This is a genomic window from Saccharopolyspora oryzae (assembly GCF_027853915.1).
Lineage (GTDB): Bacteria > Actinomycetota > Actinomycetes > Mycobacteriales > Pseudonocardiaceae > Saccharopolyspora > Saccharopolyspora oryzae.
Window position 1 is genome coordinate 21,355 of sequence record NZ_JAQGLA010000051.1, and the last position, 16,451, is coordinate 37,805.

Annotated in this window: 14 protein-coding genes; 12 read left to right on the forward strand and 2 right to left on the reverse strand. The window is 69.6% G+C overall.

All coding sequences use genetic code 11. The features are described from left to right. The first annotated feature begins 556 nt into the window (after nt 1-556). The 7 genes from OU415_RS25010 to OU415_RS25040 all read left to right on the forward strand — a co-directional run bounded on the left by OU415_RS25010 (nt 557) and on the right by OU415_RS25040 (nt 8,460). Nucleotides 557-3,232, forward strand: coding sequence for an alpha/beta fold hydrolase (locus OU415_RS25010; RefSeq protein ID WP_270951664.1), 2,676 nt, complete (start codon nt 557-559; stop codon nt 3,230-3,232). A 41-nt stretch (nt 3,233-3,273) separates the two neighbouring features. Then, a complete protein-coding gene (locus tag OU415_RS25015) occupies nt 3,274-4,164 on the forward strand; it encodes an ABC transporter permease (RefSeq protein ID WP_270951666.1) in 891 nt (296 codons plus the stop codon). Between the two features lie 451 nt (nt 4,165-4,615). Further along, nucleotides 4,616-6,484 (forward strand): sensor histidine kinase, encoded by a 1,869-nt coding sequence (locus tag OU415_RS25020; RefSeq protein WP_270951634.1) that lies wholly within the window; start codon nt 4,616-4,618, stop codon nt 6,482-6,484. 46 nt (nt 6,485-6,530) lie between these two features. After that, nucleotides 6,531-6,968, forward strand: a complete 438-nt coding sequence (locus OU415_RS25025; protein ID WP_270951635.1) for a roadblock/LC7 domain-containing protein — start codon at nt 6,531-6,533, stop codon at nt 6,966-6,968. A 2-nt stretch (nt 6,969-6,970) separates the two neighbouring features. Next, on the forward strand, nt 6,971-7,330 hold the full coding sequence (locus OU415_RS25030) for a DUF742 domain-containing protein (RefSeq protein ID WP_270951636.1): 360 nt from the start codon (nt 6,971-6,973) through the stop codon (nt 7,328-7,330). Further along, complete coding sequence (locus OU415_RS25035; RefSeq protein WP_270951637.1) at nt 7,311-7,883, forward strand: GTP-binding protein; 573 nt, start codon at nt 7,311-7,313, stop codon at nt 7,881-7,883. Before OU415_RS25030 ends, OU415_RS25035 begins: the two co-directional genes overlap by 20 nt. Before the next feature lie 25 nt (nt 7,884-7,908). Further along, nucleotides 7,909-8,460 (forward strand): GAF domain-containing protein, encoded by a 552-nt coding sequence (locus tag OU415_RS25040; RefSeq protein ID WP_270951638.1) that lies wholly within the window; start codon nt 7,909-7,911, stop codon nt 8,458-8,460. Between the two features lie 133 nt (nt 8,461-8,593). Here the strand turns inward: OU415_RS25040 and OU415_RS25045 are convergent, their stop codons facing one another. Beyond that, nucleotides 8,594-10,153: an acyl-CoA dehydrogenase family protein gene (locus tag OU415_RS25045; protein ID WP_270951639.1), complete on the reverse strand. Its 1,560-nt coding sequence runs from the start codon at nt 10,151-10,153 to the stop codon at nt 8,594-8,596. A 767-nt stretch (nt 10,154-10,920) separates the two neighbouring features. On the opposite strand from OU415_RS25045, the gene OU415_RS25050 reads away from it, so the two are divergent. The 5 genes from OU415_RS25050 (at nt 10,921) to OU415_RS25070 (ending at nt 16,143) form a co-directional block, all read left to right on the forward strand. Next, entirely contained in the window at nt 10,921-11,829 is a 909-nt protein-coding gene (locus OU415_RS25050) for a LysR family transcriptional regulator (RefSeq protein WP_270951640.1), read from the forward strand. Between the two features lie 123 nt (nt 11,830-11,952). Beyond that, nucleotides 11,953-13,125, forward strand: a complete 1,173-nt coding sequence (locus OU415_RS25055) for a CaiB/BaiF CoA transferase family protein (RefSeq protein ID WP_270951641.1) — start codon at nt 11,953-11,955, stop codon at nt 13,123-13,125. Next, nucleotides 13,122-13,856 (forward strand): acetoacetate decarboxylase, encoded by a 735-nt coding sequence (locus OU415_RS25060; protein ID WP_270951642.1) that lies wholly within the window; start codon nt 13,122-13,124, stop codon nt 13,854-13,856. Before OU415_RS25055 ends, OU415_RS25060 begins: the two co-directional genes overlap by 4 nt. Nucleotides 13,857-13,867: 11 nt before the next feature. Further along, nucleotides 13,868-14,806 carry a 3-hydroxyacyl-CoA dehydrogenase family protein gene (locus tag OU415_RS25065; RefSeq protein ID WP_270951643.1) on the forward strand — a complete coding sequence of 313 codons (939 nt, stop codon included), beginning with the start codon at nt 13,868-13,870 and terminating at the stop codon, nt 14,804-14,806. A gap of 116 nt (nt 14,807-14,922) precedes the next feature. Further along, nucleotides 14,923-16,143, forward strand: coding sequence for an acyl-CoA dehydrogenase family protein (locus OU415_RS25070; RefSeq protein WP_270951644.1), 1,221 nt, complete (start codon nt 14,923-14,925; stop codon nt 16,141-16,143). Here the strand turns inward: OU415_RS25070 and OU415_RS38380 are convergent. Further along, nucleotides 16,026-16,445 (reverse strand): VOC family protein, encoded by a 420-nt coding sequence (locus OU415_RS38380; protein ID WP_408641913.1) that lies wholly within the window; start codon nt 16,443-16,445, stop codon nt 16,026-16,028. The two genes, OU415_RS25070 and OU415_RS38380, sit on opposite strands and share 118 nt — an antisense overlap. Between the last annotated feature and the right edge of the window lie 6 nt (nt 16,446-16,451).

Below are 16,451 nucleotides of genomic sequence, written 5' to 3' on the forward strand. Positions count from 1 at the left end.
AGCCGGTCGACGGCACCGGGCTTGTCCTGGCAAGTTCCGTGATGACGACGCCGCCGCGAAGGAATACTCCCCTCCACTTGCCAAGATTGTCACTTATGCGCACCCCTCGACACCAGCCGGGGGCCACCACAAGCAACGAACATCACGCACGGACCGTAATGGGCATATCCCCCAGGAGCAACGCTGGACACGCCGGTGGTGTCCCGACGGCGGCCGGATCGGGCCTTGTCCTCCCGCCGATCACCGTTATGATCACCCGGACCCGGTCCCAGCCGGGACCGCACGCGGGGATGCGGCAACGACCCGATGGCGGGCACGACGAGGTGTCCGGTTTCTGTTTGGTCTCTGGTTCATAGCTTCTTGGTCTTCGCACTCGTCTGGATACGAACCGGTGCTCCCCTCTTCCCCTACTGTCGAAAACGTGTCCGCATCCCGTCGTCGCCGCACGCGCATCGCGCTGGCCGCGCTGTCCTGCATCGCCGTGGTGGTGCTCACCGCTTTCCTGTGGAACGGTGAACAACCGCGCCACGCCACCCCGGAACGTCCGCGGGAGGCGATGGTCGACGTGGTGGACGGGCCCGACGACTCGCAGCGGATCCAGATCGACGTCACCCTCTACGCCCCGGCCGAGACCCCGGCGCCGACGATCCTGCTCGCGCACGGCTTCGGCGGCAGCAAGGCCGACACCGCCACGCAGGCCCAGGAACTGGTGCAGCGCGGCTTCACGGTGCTCACCTACTCCTCCCGCGGTTTCGGCCGGAGCACCGGCCAGATCGCGCTCAACGATCCCGACTACGAGGTCAAGGACGCCCAGCAGCTGTTGGACTGGCTGGCCCGCCAGCCCGAGGTGTCCCGCGACGGCGACGGCGATCCGAAGGTCGGCGTCACCGGCGCGTCCTACGGCGGCGCGCTGAGCCTGATGCTGGCCGGTGCCGACCACCGCGTCGACGCCATCGCCCCGGTGATGACCTACAACGACCTCGGCCAGGCGCTGCTGCCCAACAACGCTGCGCGCCAGGCCCGCGCTACCCCCACCCCGGCCGGTGGCTCGTTCAACGACAAGGGCGTGTTCAAGCAGGCGTGGGCCGGGCTGCTGTTCGCCGCCGGGAGCGCGCCGCGACCGCACGACGAGCCGGACACCGGGAGCAGCTCGCCGAACGGCCCGACCGGCCCGCAGGGGCAACCGCTGACCTGCGGCAACTTCACCGATCAGGTGTGCGCGGCCTACAGCGAGGTGGCGCAGACCGGGCGCGCCGGGCAGGCGACGCTGGACCTGCTGGCCCGGGTCTCGCCGAAGTCGGTGACCGCCGGTATCAAGGTGCCGACGCTGCTGGTGCAGGGCGAGCGCGACACCTTGTTCGGCCTCGACCAGTCCGACGCCAACGCCCGGCAGATCACCGCGGCCGGCGGCGAGGTCAAGACGATCTGGTTCGCCGGCGGCCACGACGGCGCCGAACCCGGGCCCGTGCAGCGCCAGCAGATCGCCGACTGGTTCGCCTTCCACCTCGGCGGCGTGGGGCCCGCGCCGGAACAGCCGAACGACTTCCAGTTCGACATCGCCGGGCGCCCGCAGCGCAACGGCGAGATCCCGGTCCGCACCATCACCGCCGACTCCTACCCGGGCGTGCAGGACGCCGAGCGCGTGCCGCGCTTCTCGCTGCCCCTGCACGGCCAGGCCACCGAAATCGTCAACCCGCCCGGCGGCAACCCGGCGGCGACCAGTTCGCTGCCCGGCGCCTCGCAGGCGCTCGACGCGGCGGGCAGCCTCGGCCAGTCGGTGGCGCGGGACCTGCCCGGCCAGACCGCGGTGTTCCGCACCGATCCGCTGGACAGCCAGCTGCTGATCTCCGGCACGCCGCGAACCCGGTTGTCGGTGGCCTCGGTGAAGGGCCAGCCCGCCACCGGCAGCGCGGTGCTGTTCGCCAAGCTCTACGACGTCGACCCGGACCAGAAGCGCACCCTGATCGGCAACGCGGTCTCCCCGCTGCACGTGACGGACCTGCCGCCGGACGGCACACCGGTCGAGGTCGACGTGGCGCTGCCCGGAGTGGTGCACCCGCTGGAGACCGGTCACCGCCTGGAACTGGTCGTCTCGACCACCGACCAGGCCTACGCGCGGCCGAAGGAACCCGCCGTGCACCGGGTCGGGCTCGCCGGGGGTGCCGAGGTGACGATCCCGTCGGTGCGCGGGACCGCGACCAGCGCCAACGCCGTGCCGACCGAACCGCTGGTGGGCATCGGGGTGCTGGCCGGGCTGGTGCTGGCCGCCTGGGTGATCTCGCGGATCCGCCGCAAGAGCAGCGACGACCTGGACCCGATGCTGTCCGACACGCCGCTGGTGATCGCCGGGCTGACCAAGTCCTACCCGGACAAGCCCACCGCCGTGCAGGACCTGTCGATCCGCGTCGAGCGCGGCCAGATCGTGGGGCTGCTCGGCCCCAACGGCGCGGGCAAGACCACGACCCTGCGCATGCTGCTGGGACTGCTGCACCCGAGCTCCGGGCAGGTCCGGATCTTCGGCCACCGGCTGGTCCCCGGCGCCCCGGTGCTGTCGCGGGTCGGCGCGCTGGTGGAGACCCCCGGTTTCCTGCCGCACCTGTCCGGTGTGGACAACCTGCGCTACTACTGGGCGGCGACCGGACGGCCCATGCTGCAGGCCCGCTTCGACGAGGTCCTGCAGATCGCCGGTCTGGACAGCGCCGCGCAGCGCCGGGTGCGCACCTACAGCCAGGGCATGAAGCAGCGGTTGGCGATCGCCCAGGCCATGCTCGGCCTGCCGGAGCTGCTGGTGCTCGACGAGCCGACCAACGGGCTGGACCCGCCGCAGATCCACCAGATGCGCGAGATCCTGCGCCGCTACGCCGCCACCGGGCGGTCGGTGCTGGTGTCCAGCCACCTGCTCGCCGAGGTCGAGCAGACCTGCACCCACGTGGTCGTGATGCACAACGGCCGCCTGGTGACCACCGGCAGCGTGGCCGACATCGTCTCGGTCGACGGCGAGGCGACCTTCCGGGTCGACGAGCCGCAGCAGGCCGCCGCGGCGCTGCGCACGATCGAGGGGCTGGGCCAGGTGGAGGTCGACGGCGACCTGGTGCACGCCGACCTGGCCGGGCACAAGGCGGCCATCGCGGTCAACGTGCTGGTCGACGCCGGTGTCTCGGTGCACCAGGTGGGTCCGCGACGGCGCCTGGAGGACGCTTTCCTGCAGCTGGTCGGAGAGGAGAAACGGTGACCGACGAGCCGCAGACCAGCGGGCCCGCGAAGGTCGGGCAGCTGGACACCACCGAGACCGCGCTGGTGCGCTCGGGGCGCAGCCACCCCGCGCAGCCGGACGGCGGCATCGAGGGCTACCGCGCGAAGCGGACGCTGCCGGTGCGGGTGGAGTTCGCCCGCCAGCTGCGGCGCCGCCGCACCCGGCTGACGCTGGGTTTCCTGGTGGTGCTGCCGGTGTTGCTGCTGCTGTCGTTCGAGATCGGTGACGCGGTCGGCCGCGGGCGGACCTTCGCCGACATGGCCACCGAGAGCGGGCTGAACTTCACCGCGTTCACCCTGTTCGCCTCGACCGGCTTCCTGCTGGTCGTGGTGGTGGCGCTGTTCTTCGGCGACACGGTGGCCAGCGAAGCGTCCTGGTCGAGCCTGAAGTACCTGCTGGCAGCGCCGGTCCCGCGGGTCCGGCTGCTGCGGCAGAAGGCGATCGTCGCCGGACTGCTGTCGATCTTCGGGCTGGTGCTGCTGACCGCGATCTCGCTGGGCGTGGGCGTGCTCTGGTACGGCGCCGGGAACATGGTGACCACCACCGGGGAATCGGTGCCGTTCGGCTCCGGGCTGGCGAGCCTGGCGGCGGCGACCGCTTACCTGGCCGTGCACCTGACCTGGATCGCAGGTCTGGCGCTGTGGTTGAGCGTGAGCACCGATGCGCCGCTCGGCGCGGTCGGCGGTGCGGTCGTGGTGTCGATCCTGTCGGAGATCCTCGACCAGATCAACGCGCTCGGGAGCCTGCGCACCTACCTGCCGACGCACTACTCGACCGCCTACGCCGACCTGCTCGGCGCGGACGTCGACTGGACGGAGGTCACGCGCGGCGCTTTTTCCGCGCTGACCTACGCGACTCTGTTCACCGCGCTGGCGATCTGGCGCTTCCAGCGCAAGGACATCACGAGCTGACGGCTGTTCCGGCTGGTCGCGGTCGTTCCGTCCACACGCGACCAGCCGGCGGTCCACCCAGAACTCCTGGAATTGCGCCGAACGGAGGCGCAAGAATCACCCGAACGGGTCATTCGAAGCTCGCGCCCGATCCAGTTCGCACAGGTCAGCCGCGAACACCGCGACGTTCGCGCGCGATTCCCGCGCCGATCCGCCCGCTGCCCGCCCGGCGACGACCGCACCGGGCCGGATCCGCGGTCATGCAGGAGTTTCACCCCGATCGGTGGCCGGTCCGCGCTTAATTGAAGCGTTTCCGAAGGTCAACACCCTCGCTACTGAATCTCCACTAGGGTCGCTAGGATCACTCCGGTGATGAGTTGATCAACAATCGAAACACCAGTAGTCCCGCGGTGACGTCCCCGACCCCCAGGCATCCGGTGCCCGTCGCCGTCTCCCCCGACCAAGGACGCTGATGTCTGAGTTCCCTCCTACCGCGTCGGAGCCCGACCGGTTACCCGCGTCGTCGCGCGACGCGGACGATGACCTGCGGCCCGAGCTGCAGCGACTGGTCCTGCTCCCGCTGACCGTCCTGATCGTGCTCGCGGTCGCAGCAGCAGTGGTGCTGTCCCTCGACACACCCGTCGAGCTGCAGTACACCGTGCTCGGAATCGGAGCGGTCGGCTGCATCGCCGTGCTCTTCGCGGCTCACCGCAAGGCCACCGCAGCCGCCACCGAGATCAACCACCGGACCGAGGACTCCTCCCGGGACGTCCAGCGGTCCATCGACGACACCGCCCGCCGCGAGCGGCAGCGGGTCGACGCGCTGCGCAGCGAGATCGCGCAGGGCCGGGAAGAACTTCCCCGGCTGGTGGAACGGGTGCAGGCGGGCGAGCAGCCCGCGCCGAAGTGGCCCGCCGGCGAGCCCGCGGGCAACGACCCGTTCGAGCTGCTGTCCTACGAGATCCGGCAGGCGCAGGCCGCGGCCGAGTTCGCCGTTGTCCGCATGCACCAGTTCGCCGAGAGCGGCGCGGCCGTCGACCCGAGCGTCGCGGTGTTCGCCAACATCGCCCGCCGGGTGCAGTCGCTGGCGCACCGAGCGATCCAGCGGCTCGACGACCTCGAGCAGCGCGTCGAGGACCCCGACCTGCTCAAGGGCCTGTTCGCCGTCGACCACCTGGTCACCGGCGTTCGCCGGCAGGCGGAAAGCCTCGCCGTGCTCGGCGGTTCGATGCCGCGGCGCCAGTGGAGCCAGCCGGTCGCGATGTACACCGTGCTGCGCTCCTCGGTCGCCGAGGTCGAGCACTACGCCCGCGTCAAGGTGATCCCGCCGGTCGACGGCACGCTGCACGGCCACGCCGTCGCCGACGTCATCCACCTCGTCGCCGAGCTCGTCGAGAACGCGACCTCCTTCTCCGAACCCGACACCCAGGTCACCGTCAGCACCCAGCGGGTCACCGCCGGGCTGGCGATCGACATCCGGGACCGCGGTCTGGGCATGAGCCAGGCCGACCGCCGCCAGCTGAACGAGCTGCTCGCCAACCCCGGCGCCGTGGACCGCGACGAGCGGCTCAAGGACGGCCGGATCGGCCTGTACGTGGTCGCGCAGATCGGTCAGCGGCACCAGGTCGCCGTCGAGCTCGAGAACAACATGTACGGCGGCACCGACGCCCACATCGTGATCCCGAACAAGCTGCTCGGCGAGGACGACGAGGCACCGGAGCCGGTGAAGTCCCCCGTGGACGCCATCGTGGCCCCGGAGCCGGCGCCCAAGCCGGCACCCGCGCCCGAACCGGCGCCCAGGCAGGAACCCGCCGCCCGGCCGGACCTGTCCTCCCGGCTGGAACCGGCGGCCAAGCCGGCACCGGTCGCGCCGGAACCCGCCGCGGCCGAGCCGGAGCCGGCCGTCGAGGCCTGGCCCTCGGCGCCCGAACCGGTCGTCGCGCCCGAGAACGGCACTCGCCGCGGGGTGCACCGCGCCCCCGTCGAGGCCATGGCCGGCAGCTCCAACGGGAGTTCCGCACCGAACTACGGGCGGCACTCCGGGATCGTGCCCATTTCGGCGACCAGCCCTTCGGACACGACCACCACCACCCAGTTCCCGAAAACGCAGCTCCCGAGCGAGCCGACCCCAACCGGGCAGTTCCCCGGGGAGAAGGTCCTCATCGACGAGAAGCGCCCGCCGCTACCGCGGCGCGATCGGTCCAAGAGCTACGTCGCCCCGGAGCTCGCCGGCGGTCCCCAAGCCGACGAAGCGCCGCGCGGCGGCCCCAACCCAGGCCTGTGGGCTGCATACCGGCAGGGTGCCGACTCCGACCGGCACCCCGACGAGCAGTCCGGCTGAACCGCTCGCTCCTTCCCCGCATTGATCCACAAGGAGTTCTACCCCGATGGCCAATGACGTGCCCGGTTCAACATCCGACCTGAGCTGGTTGCTCGCCGATCTGATGCGGCGAGTTCCGCACACCCGCTGCGCCCTGCTGGCCTCCTCGGACGGGCTGCGCCGATACCACCACGGACTGGATTCCGACGAGGCCGACGCACTGGCGGCCTGGGCCGCCGCGCAGTGCTCGCTGGCCCGCAACGCCGGTCACCGCTTCGGTGCCGGTGGCGGAGTCCGCCAGGTGGTGGCGGAGTTCGACGACATCATCTTCTTCGTCTCCGCCGCCGGCCCCGGCGCGGTGCTCGTCGTGCTCGCCACCCCGGAGGCGGACGCGGCGGTGCTGGGCTACGAGATCGCCCAGCTCGTCAAGCGCGTGCCCTCGCACCTCACCACCGCATCGCGGCAGCCCACCGCCGCGCGAAGCGCTGGCGATCTGGGCAGGTGACGATGTCGGGACCTCCGGACAAGATGTGGCTGGACAACGAAGCCGGCCCCCTGCTGCGGCCCTACTCGCTCACCAACGGCCGGACCCAACCATCCGCGACGCTGTCGCTGCAGTCGCTGGTGCGGGCCACCGGTCGGCTGACGCCGGAACGGGTCGAACCGACCCACGCCAAGATGCTGGAGCTCTGCCGGTTCGCCACCTCGGTCGCCGAGGTGTCCGCCCACCTGCGGCAGCCCGCCGTGGTCACCAAAGTACTGCTGTCCGACCTCATCGACTGGGGCGCGATCACCACGCGCGTGCCCACCGAGATGCCGGACCGAGATCAACTGGAGGCGTTGCTGCATGGTCTCCGACAGCTCTGAGCTGTTCCCGACCGCGTTCAAGTTCCTCGTCGCGGGCGGGTTCGGCGTCGGGAAGACCACGTTCGTCAGGTCGGTCAGCGAGATCGAACCGCTGACCACCGAGGAAACGCTCACCGTCGCCAGCATCGGCACCGATGACCTCACCGGTGTCGGCGAGAAGAAGACCACGACCGTGGCCATGGACTTCGGCCGCATCACGTTCGACCCGCAGAACATCGTGCTGTTCCTGTTCGGCACGCCGGGCCAGGAGCGGTTCTGGTTCATGTGGGAGGACCTGGTGCGCGGCGCGCTGGGCGCGGTGGTCCTGGCCGACACGCGGCGGCTGGAGGACTGCTTCGCCGCCGTGGAGTTCTTCGAGCAGCGCGGCATCGATTTCGTCATCGCCGTCAACCACTTCGAGGGCGGGTTCCACTACCGCCCGGAGGAGGTGCGCGAAGCTCTGGACATCAAGCCGCACATCCCGGTCGTGATGTGCGACGCGCGCGATCGCCGCTCGGCGGCATCGGTGCTGGTGCAGCTGACCGAACACGTCCTGACATCACGTCCACTGTAGACGCCATTTGGAAACGGAGTCCCCCATGACGACCTTCGACGAATCCGGCTACCGGCGCCTGACCCCGGTCGACACCCACGGGGCGGAGCGGGCCGCGCGTCTGCAAGAGCTCGGGTTGGGCGAACGCCCGGAGCCGGAGTTCGAGGAGTTCGCCAAGCGGGTCGCGAAGACCCTCGGTGTGCCCAACGCGATGGTCAACTTCATCAGCGCGACCCAGCAGTACGTCGGCGGCCTGTACTCGCAGGCCATGCCCGACGAGGGCGCGTCCGCCGGTCCGGAGATGCGCACCGCGCCGCTGGACACCGGCTACTGCCCGCACGTCATCGCGCGCGGCATCGCGCTGGTGCTCGAGGACGTCTGCGACTACCCGCGGTTCGCGGGCAACGACATCGTGGACCGGATGAACGTCCGCTCCTACCTGGGTGCGCCGCTGATCGACCGCACCGGCACCGCGCTGGGCACGCTCTGCGTCATCGACAGCGAGGTCCGCCCGTGGGGCCGCGACGGCCTCCACGCCATCAAGTCGCTCGCAAGCGAAGGCGTGGAGCTCATCCACAGCCGCGAACGACAGGGCTGAAGAGCCGGTCTTCGACCCTCTAGAACGGGAAGAGCCCCGGCGTTTCACCAGGTGAAGCGCTGGGGCTCTTCTCCGTTCTCCGGGCTGGGCCGTCCGCGAGCGGTTCCGGCGGACCGCTCGCGGACGGTGCTGGTCAGTGCCGGCGCAGCATCGCGTCGAGCTCGTTCTGGTTGCCCGGGCGGCGCTGCTCGACATCGCCGATCGAGGTCTCGTAGCCCTCGATGTGCCGGGCGATGGCGTCCACAGTGGGCAGTTCCACGAAGGGCGTGCCCTGCTCCGCCGTGCGCAGCCGGTCGGCCAGCTTCTGCTCGACCCAGGCCGCGGTGTACTGGTTCATGTCCGAGCGGTACTGGTACTGGCTGGTCAGCCCGGCCAGGATGGTCCAGCAGGTCAGCTCGCCCACCACGCTGGCCAGCACGTGCTGGCTCTGCACGTCCGCGGTCCTGGACGAGGCCAGCTTGGCGACCCCGGCGGCGAGTTCCTGGACCTGCGGCGACGCGTCGAACTCGTCGAGCACGGACAGCACCCGCTGCGGCGAGGCGAGCATCTGCATGCCCAGGTAGACCGTGATGGCCTCGGTCGAGCCCTCGAAGATCCGCAGCAGCCGGTAGTCGCGGAAGAACTGGCCGAGGACGTTGGTGTCGACGTAACCGCGCGCGCCCAGCATCTGGACGCTGCGGTCGATCACCTTCCACATGAGCTCGCAGCCGGAGATCTTCGCGGCGAAGAAGAGCTCTTCGGGGACCTTCTCGCCGCTGTCCATCCGCACGCCGATGTGGCGGACCAGGGCTTCGACCGCCTGGGTGGCAGCGACGGACTCGGCCAGGATCTGGTGGATCCGGCCGTTCTCCGCCAAGTTCCCAGTGGCGACCTGCCGCCGCCGGGCGAAGCGCTCGGCGAGCTCCAGGGAGCGCATCATGGCCCCCAGACCGCCGGCGGCGAGGGTGACCCGCCCGCGCATGAAGGCTTCCTTGGCCGCGTGCAGGCCCTTGCCCTCCTTGCCGAGCATGGCGTCGGCGGGCACCCGCAGGTCCTCGAACTCCAGGCTGTTCTGCGGGACGGCCTTCAGCCCGAGGGTGAGCACCTCCGGGCCGCCGATGAACCCCGGGGTCGAGCTGTCCACCAGGAAGCCGGTGATCCCCTGGTCCTGGCCGTTCTCGTCGGTGAGCCGGGCGAACACGTTGACGTAGGTGGCGTCGGCGCCCAAGCTGATCCACTGCTTGTTGCCGTTGATCACGTACGAGCCGTCGGCCAGCCGCTGCGCGCGGGCCTGCACGGCGCGCACGTTGGACCCGGCGCCGGGCTCGCTGATCGCGCTGGTGATCAGCGCCCTGCCCTGCGCCACCTGGGGCAGCACGGCCTGCTTCACGTGGTCCTTGGCGAAGTACTTGATCGGCGGGATGCCGAGCGTGTTGTGCACGCCGAGGAGGATGAACAAGTTCGCGTCGATCGCACCGAGCTGGGTGACCACGCGGAGCGCGTCGGAGTTCGACAGCCCCAGCCCCTGGTGCTCCTGGGGGATCTGCAGACCGAACAGGCCTTGGGCGGCCAGGTCGGGGATCAACGAGGTCGGGAACGCGCGGCGCTCGTCCATGCGCCGCGAGTCGAGTCGCTCCCTGCTGTACCTGCGAAGGAAGTCGAGCAGGCGCGACACGGTGTCCGGGGCCGTGTCACTGCGATCGGTTGGTTCCATGTATCCCTCCTGTGCGGACCGCTGCGCGCAGTGGCGCGCCATGACCGCAACATCGGCGGGTGCTGCCGGTGGCGGGAAACGGTCAGAGCGCGCGAAAGCTCCTGCCGGGCGTTCCGACAGGTGGATGGGTGCGGGTCGTTCTACTGCGGAACGGCGACTCCAGGCGCAGTGGTCGCTGGCTCCTGACCAACGTGGGGTGCCGGACGCCGAGATTTCCGGCTGCCCGGCGGAAGCAGGGTCTTCGTGCAACGGGACTCGATGGTGACCGGTGCGGTCACCACGCCCGCTGGAGGTCGTGCTGCCCCGACTGCGTCGTGGCGGAACCCCCTGCCGCGAAGCGACCGGGCGGCGTCCATGCACTCACTCCATTCCCCGACTAGCTGGTGAGACTGTCCGTTTGATCGAACAGGTGGAGAAAATACCGTCTTTAGTTCATACGGGGTACCACCTTTCCGGTGAGATGATCACCGCAAAATCGGACTTTCGTTACTCTCGGCAACATTTTTAGGACATTATGGACGATCAGACGCCCGCAGTGCGTCGATAGCCACACTTTTGATCAAGGAACCCTACTTGATGATCACGCACTGTTGATCTTCGCCCCCGCGGTGTCGGTGTTATCACAGCAACCAAACCGCGCTGGTGGTGAATCCTTCCCGCGCGCTCGTGCTGGAAACCGCAGAACCGTTGCCCGGCAAGGGAATTCACCCACCGCGTGCTAGCCTCGAGGACACAGCCCGGACCAGTTCGACGACTCGAGTGACGCCATGGAGATGTTCCACCTGCGGTACTTCGTGGCCGTTGCGGAGAACCTGTCGTTCTCCAAGGCCGCGCGGCAGCTGCACATGGCGACCTCCCCGCTGAGCCAGCGGGTGCGCGACCTGGAGCGCGACCTCGGTTCGGTGCTGTTCGAGCGCGACTCCCACCACGTCCAGCTCACCGAGGCCGGCGCGGCGCTGCTGCCGATCGCCAAGGACGTGCTCGGCCGCTTCGACGACATCCCCTGGCGGCTGCGCCAGGCCACCGGCCCGCAGCGCCCCGAGGTCTACATCGGAATCCCACCCGGCCTGCACCCCTCGCTGCGCGAGCGCCTGAAGTCCTTCGAACAGCGGTGCGCGGACGAGTGCGACGTCAAGCGCTGGCCGGGCAGCAGCAGCGACCTGCTCGCCGGGGTGCAGCGCGGCGAGCTGGCGATGGCGCTGGTGCACCTGCCGGTGCACGCCGAGGGCATCGAGGTGTTCGAGGTGATGCGCGAACCGCTGGGCGCGGTGCTGCCCGCCAGCGAGTTCGGCTCCCGCACCTCGGTCTCGCTGCACGAGCTGGTCGACCACACCTACGTCAGCCCGGCGGCGCGGATGCTGCCGAGCTACTTCGACGAGGTGGAGGTGCGGCTGCGGGCCGCCGGGATCCACCGCCGAATGGCGCTGAACACCGGCGATTATGGCAGCACCAGCGAATTCGTCGCGAACGGCGGCGCATTCACCATTTCCATGCTCGACCCGGAAAGCGGAATGCAGAAGCACCGCAACGAGAACACCGTCGTGCTGCCCTTCGAAGATTTCGACGCAGCAATGGCGACTGGTCTGATCTGGCGCCAGGACCGCACCGAGGACCACTGCGACCTGCGCAGATTCATCGAATCGGCGAAGTCGGAGTTGTCCGGCCCGATGGCGTGACCGCTGCGGTCACGCCATTGTTCGCGCAATGGTTCCGCTAATCGATTGAACCGCCACCCGCTGCCGAACTAACGTAGTTAGCGAAGCGAAAAACCCCATCGGGATCAGCTCCCGGGAGTGGCGATGAAATCCACCAATTCCTCATCCGGCCCCTTGGCGGGCGTGCGCGTGATCGACATGTCCACCGTGGTGATGGGCCCCTACGCGGCCCAGATCCTCGGCGACCTCGGTGCCGACGTGATCAAGATCGAGTCGCCGCGCGACACCGCGCGCTTCGGCACGCTGCACCGCACCCCCGGCATGACGCCGCTGAACCTCAACGTGAACCGCAACAAGCGCAGCGTGCGGCTCGACCTCAAGGACGACGAGGACCGCGCCGCGGCGCTGGAGCTGATCGGCACCGCCGACATCCTGATCACCAACATGCGCATCGCCGCGCTGCGCCGCCTCGGCATGGACCACGAGAGCCTGGCCGCCGACAACCCGCGGCTGATCTACGCGCACGCCCAGGGCTTCCGCCCCGACTCCGACCGCGCCGACCTGGCCGCCTACGACGAGACCGTGCAGGCCGCTTCCGGCCTGCTGGACCTGGCCCGGCGCGCCGGCGACATCGGCGAGCCGGTCGTGCTGCCGAGCATCTTCGCCGACAAGGTCGCCGCGCTGACCATCACCTACTCGGTGCTGGCGGCCCTGGTCCACCAGCGGGCCACCGGCCAGGGCCAGCTCGTGGAGGTGCCGATGGCCGACACCCTGCTGGCGTTCAACCTCGTCGAGCACCTGCAGGGCCGCACGTTCGAGCCGCCGATGGGACCGACCGGCTTCGCGCTGTCGATGAACAAGGGCCACCGGGCCCGGCCCACCAAGGACGGCCTGGCCATGATCATCCCCTACAGCCCGCAGAACTTCCGCGACCTGTTCTGCGCGGCCGGCCGGCCGGACCTGGCCGAGGACCCGCGGCTGGCCGGGGAGTTCGTGGACAGCAGGCAGCACGGCGAAGCGCTGGCCGAGCTGGTCGAGTCGGTCACGCCGAACCTGACCACCGCCGAGTGGATCGAGGTGTGCAGCAAGCACAGCATCCCGGTCGGCCCGGTGCTCGAGCTCGACCGGGCGGCCGACGACCCGTACGTGCGCGAAGGCCACCTGCTCGACGTCGCCGAGCACCCCAGCGAGGGCAGCTACCGCGTGGTGGGCGTGCCGATGAGCTTCTCGGCCACCCCGGCCGCGGTCCGGCGGCACGCGCCGCTGCCCGGCCAGCACACCGAGGAAGTCCTCGGCGAGCTCGGGAGGGGACGATGAACCGCGAACAGGTCCTGCAGCACCTGACCACGCCGCTGAGCAGTCCCGCCTTCGCCCCGGCGGTCGCCCGGTTCACCGACCGCGAGTACCTCAACATCGTCTACCGCACCGATGCCGACGCCCTCCGGGCCGTGGTGCCCGAGCCGCTGGAGTTCGACGAACCGCTGGTGCGCTTCGAGATCATGAAGATGGGCGACGTCACCTCCTTCGGCCCGTACGTCGAGGCCGGTCAGGCGATCCCGGTGCGGCTCGGCGACGAGCGCGGCGAGTACCTGCACGCCATGTACCTCGACAACTTCCCGGCCACCGCGGCCGGACGCGAGGCCAGCGCCTACCCGAAGGTGATGGGCTCCCCCGCGCTCCACGTCGACAACGCCGCGCTGGTGGGCACTTTGGACTACGGCGCAGTGCGGGTGGCCACCGCGACGATGGGCTACAAGCACCACCCGATGGACCTCGGCGAAGCCGAAGCACAGATCACCGTGCCCACCTACATGCTCAAGATCGTGCCCGGAGCCGACGCCCGGCCGCGGGTGTGCGAGCTGGTCCGCACCCAGATCACCGACATCACCGTCAAGTTCGCCTACACCGGACCCGCGCGGTTGCAGCTGTTCGAGCACGTGCTCGCCCCGCTGGCGGACCTCCCGGTGCGCGAGGTGGTCTCGGCCAGCCACATCCTCACCGACCTCACCTTGAGCGGCGTCGAACCCGTGCACGACTACCTGGCCTGATCGGAGGAAACATGAGTTCGCAGTGGACGAAGGTCGCGGTGGTCGGAGCCGGGACCATCGGGCTGTCCTGGGCGGCGCTGTTCGCCGCGAACGGCATCGAGGTCCGCATCACCGACCCGCGCGACGACCTGACCGACGCGGTGCGCACGGCCATGCCGTCGCTGGCCGCGAGCATTCCCGGTGCCGATGCCGACGACCTGCTCAGCCGCATCCGGCCGACCAGCGATGTCGCCGAGGCCGTGGCGGACGTCGACCTGGTGCAGGAGAACGGCCCGGAGCAGCTGGAGTTCAAGCAGCAGCTGTTCGCCGAAATCGCCGGCCGCGCACCGGAGAACGCCGTGCTGGCCTCGTCCAGCTCCGGCATCATCGCGACCGAGATCGCCGCTCCGCTACCCGACTCCGCGGCGGCGCGGCTGCTCATCGCGCACCCGTTCAACCCGCCGCAGGTCGTGCCGCTGGTCGAGATCGTGCCCGGCGAGCGCACCGCCGAGTCGGCTGTCGAGGCCGCGACCGAGTTCTACCGGTCGCTGGGCAAGACGCCGGTGAGGCTGCGCAAGGAGATCCCCGGTTTCGTCGCGAACCGCCTGCAGAGCGCGATCCTGCAGGAGTCGATCCACCTCGTGCTGGAAGGCGTCGTGCGCGCCGACGAGCTGGACACCGTGATGAAGGCGTCGCTGGGCGGCCGGTACGCGACGGTCGGCCCGTTCGAGAGCTTCCACCTCGGCGGTGGCCCCGGCGGCATCCGGCACATGATGGCCCACCTCGGCGTCGGCATGGCCGAACGCTGGAAGGACCTCGGCCACCCAAAGCTGACCGAGGACACCATCGCGGTCATCGCCGACCAGACCGAAGCCGCCTACGGCGCCGGCCCCGCGGCCTACCAGCAGCGTTCCGAACTCCGAGACCGCAAGCAGAACGCCATCAACACCGCCCTGCACGAACAGCCCTGACCACCTCCCCGGGCCAGTTACGACGCAAATTCCATTGAAATCGAACCTCCGATTTCCATTGAAATTGCGCGAGGACGACGGACCGAGGACCCCTGAACACCACTGAGGACAAACGAATGCCCAAGCCCGTCAACACCAATCCCGACTTCTTCGGGTTCGCCGACCTGCTCAGCGAGGCGGAGCGCACCGAGCTCGCCGAGATCCGCGAGTACCTGGAGCGCGAGATCAAGCCGCTGGCCAACGACGCGTGGGAGAAGGCGGAGTTCCCCTTCGAGGCCGTCGAGAAGTTCGCCAAGCTCCGGCTGGCCGGCTACCAGTACCCCGAGTACGGCGACGGTCAGCAGCGCGGCCCGCTGTTCACCGGTTTCCTGAGCCTGGAGCTGAACCGGATCGACCCGTCGCTGGCGGTGTTCTCCGGTGTCCACACCGGACTCGCGATGGGCAGCATCTACCACGGCGGCGACCAGGAGCAGCGGGACCGCTGGATCCCGGACATGGCCGACATGACCAAGATCGGCGCGTTCGCCCTCACCGAACCCGAAGGCGGCTCCGACGTCGCCGGCGGGATGCGCACCACCGCCCGGCGCGACGAGGGGGGCACCTCCCGCTCGAGCGAAGCCGAGAGTGGGGGACACTGGGTCCTCAACGGCGCCAAGCGCTGGATCGGCAACGGCACCTTCGCCGACCTGATCGTGGTGTGGGCGCGCGACGAAGCCGACAACCAGGTCAAGGGCTTCGTGGTGGAGAAGGGCACGCCCGGCTTCAGCGCCAGCAAGATCGAGGGCAAGATCGCGCTGCGCACCGTGCAGAACGCCGACATCGTGCTGGAGGACGTCCGGGTCCCGGAGGCCAACAGGCTGCAGAACATCAACAGCTTCCGCGACACCGCCAAGGTGCTGGCCAAGACCCGCGGCGGTGTGGCCTGGCAGGCGCTGGGCGTGGCGGTGCGCGCCTACGAGCTGGCGCGGGAGTACGCGGTGAACCGGGTGCAGTTCGGCAAGCCGATCGCCGGCTTCCAGATGATCCAGGACCTGCTGGTGAAGATGCTGGGCAACATCACCGCGATGTTCGGCATCGTGGTCCGCCTCAACGAGCTCGTCGCCCAAGGCCGCGGCAGCGCCGAACAAGCGGCGCTGGCCAAGGCGTTCACCACGACGAAGATGCGCGAGGTGGTCGCCTGGGCGCGAGAACTGTTCGGCGGCAACGGAATCGTCCTGGACTACGAGATCGCGAAGTTCTTCTCCGACGCGGAAGCGGTGTACTCCTTCGAAGGCTCCCGCGAGATGAACACCCTGATCGTCGGCAAGTCCATCACCGGCCACAGCGCCTTCGCCTGACGCCGACGTGGAGGGCACCTCCGACCGCGTCGGAGGTGCCCTTCACCTGCTTGGCCGCTCAACTGAAGAGGATCTTCCCTCGCCGAGCGACCTCGTCCGGGGCCACGTCCTCCACGTGCGTCCAAGACCCAGACATGCCCGTGGGGATCGCGCAGGATCACGGTGCGGTCGCCGTGGAACTGGTCGGCCGGTGGCTGCAGGAGTTCCGCACCAGCCGCAACCGCCTGTTCGGCGAGCGCGTCGACGTCGTCGACGAAGACGTGCAGTCCCACCGTGGTACCTCCGATGTTGCTGATGATCACGGCGGT

Coding starts and splice junctions, on each gene's coding strand:
- OU415_RS25020 (WP_270951634.1), top strand. CDS start 4,616: ATGTCTGAGTTCCCTCCTACCGCGTCGGAGCCCGACCGGTTACCCGCG.
- OU415_RS25035 (WP_270951637.1), top strand. CDS start 7,311: ATGGTCTCCGACAGCTCTGAGCTGTTCCCGACCGCGTTCAAGTTCCTC.
- OU415_RS25060 (WP_270951642.1), top strand. CDS start 13,122: ATGAACCGCGAACAGGTCCTGCAGCACCTGACCACGCCGCTGAGCAGT.
- OU415_RS25030 (WP_270951636.1), top strand. CDS start 6,971: ATGTCGGGACCTCCGGACAAGATGTGGCTGGACAACGAAGCCGGCCCC.
- OU415_RS25065 (WP_270951643.1), top strand. CDS start 13,868: ATGAGTTCGCAGTGGACGAAGGTCGCGGTGGTCGGAGCCGGGACCATC.
- OU415_RS25025 (WP_270951635.1), top strand. CDS start 6,531: ATGGCCAATGACGTGCCCGGTTCAACATCCGACCTGAGCTGGTTGCTC.
- OU415_RS25040 (WP_270951638.1), top strand. CDS start 7,909: ATGACGACCTTCGACGAATCCGGCTACCGGCGCCTGACCCCGGTCGAC.
- OU415_RS25045 (WP_270951639.1), bottom strand. CDS start 10,153: ATGGAACCAACCGATCGCAGTGACACGGCCCCGGACACCGTGTCGCGC.
- OU415_RS25070 (WP_270951644.1), top strand. CDS start 14,923: ATGCCCAAGCCCGTCAACACCAATCCCGACTTCTTCGGGTTCGCCGAC.
- OU415_RS25055 (WP_270951641.1), top strand. CDS start 11,953: ATGAAATCCACCAATTCCTCATCCGGCCCCTTGGCGGGCGTGCGCGTG.
- OU415_RS25050 (WP_270951640.1), top strand. CDS start 10,921: ATGGAGATGTTCCACCTGCGGTACTTCGTGGCCGTTGCGGAGAACCTG.
- OU415_RS25010 (WP_270951664.1), top strand. CDS start 557: ATGGTCGACGTGGTGGACGGGCCCGACGACTCGCAGCGGATCCAGATC.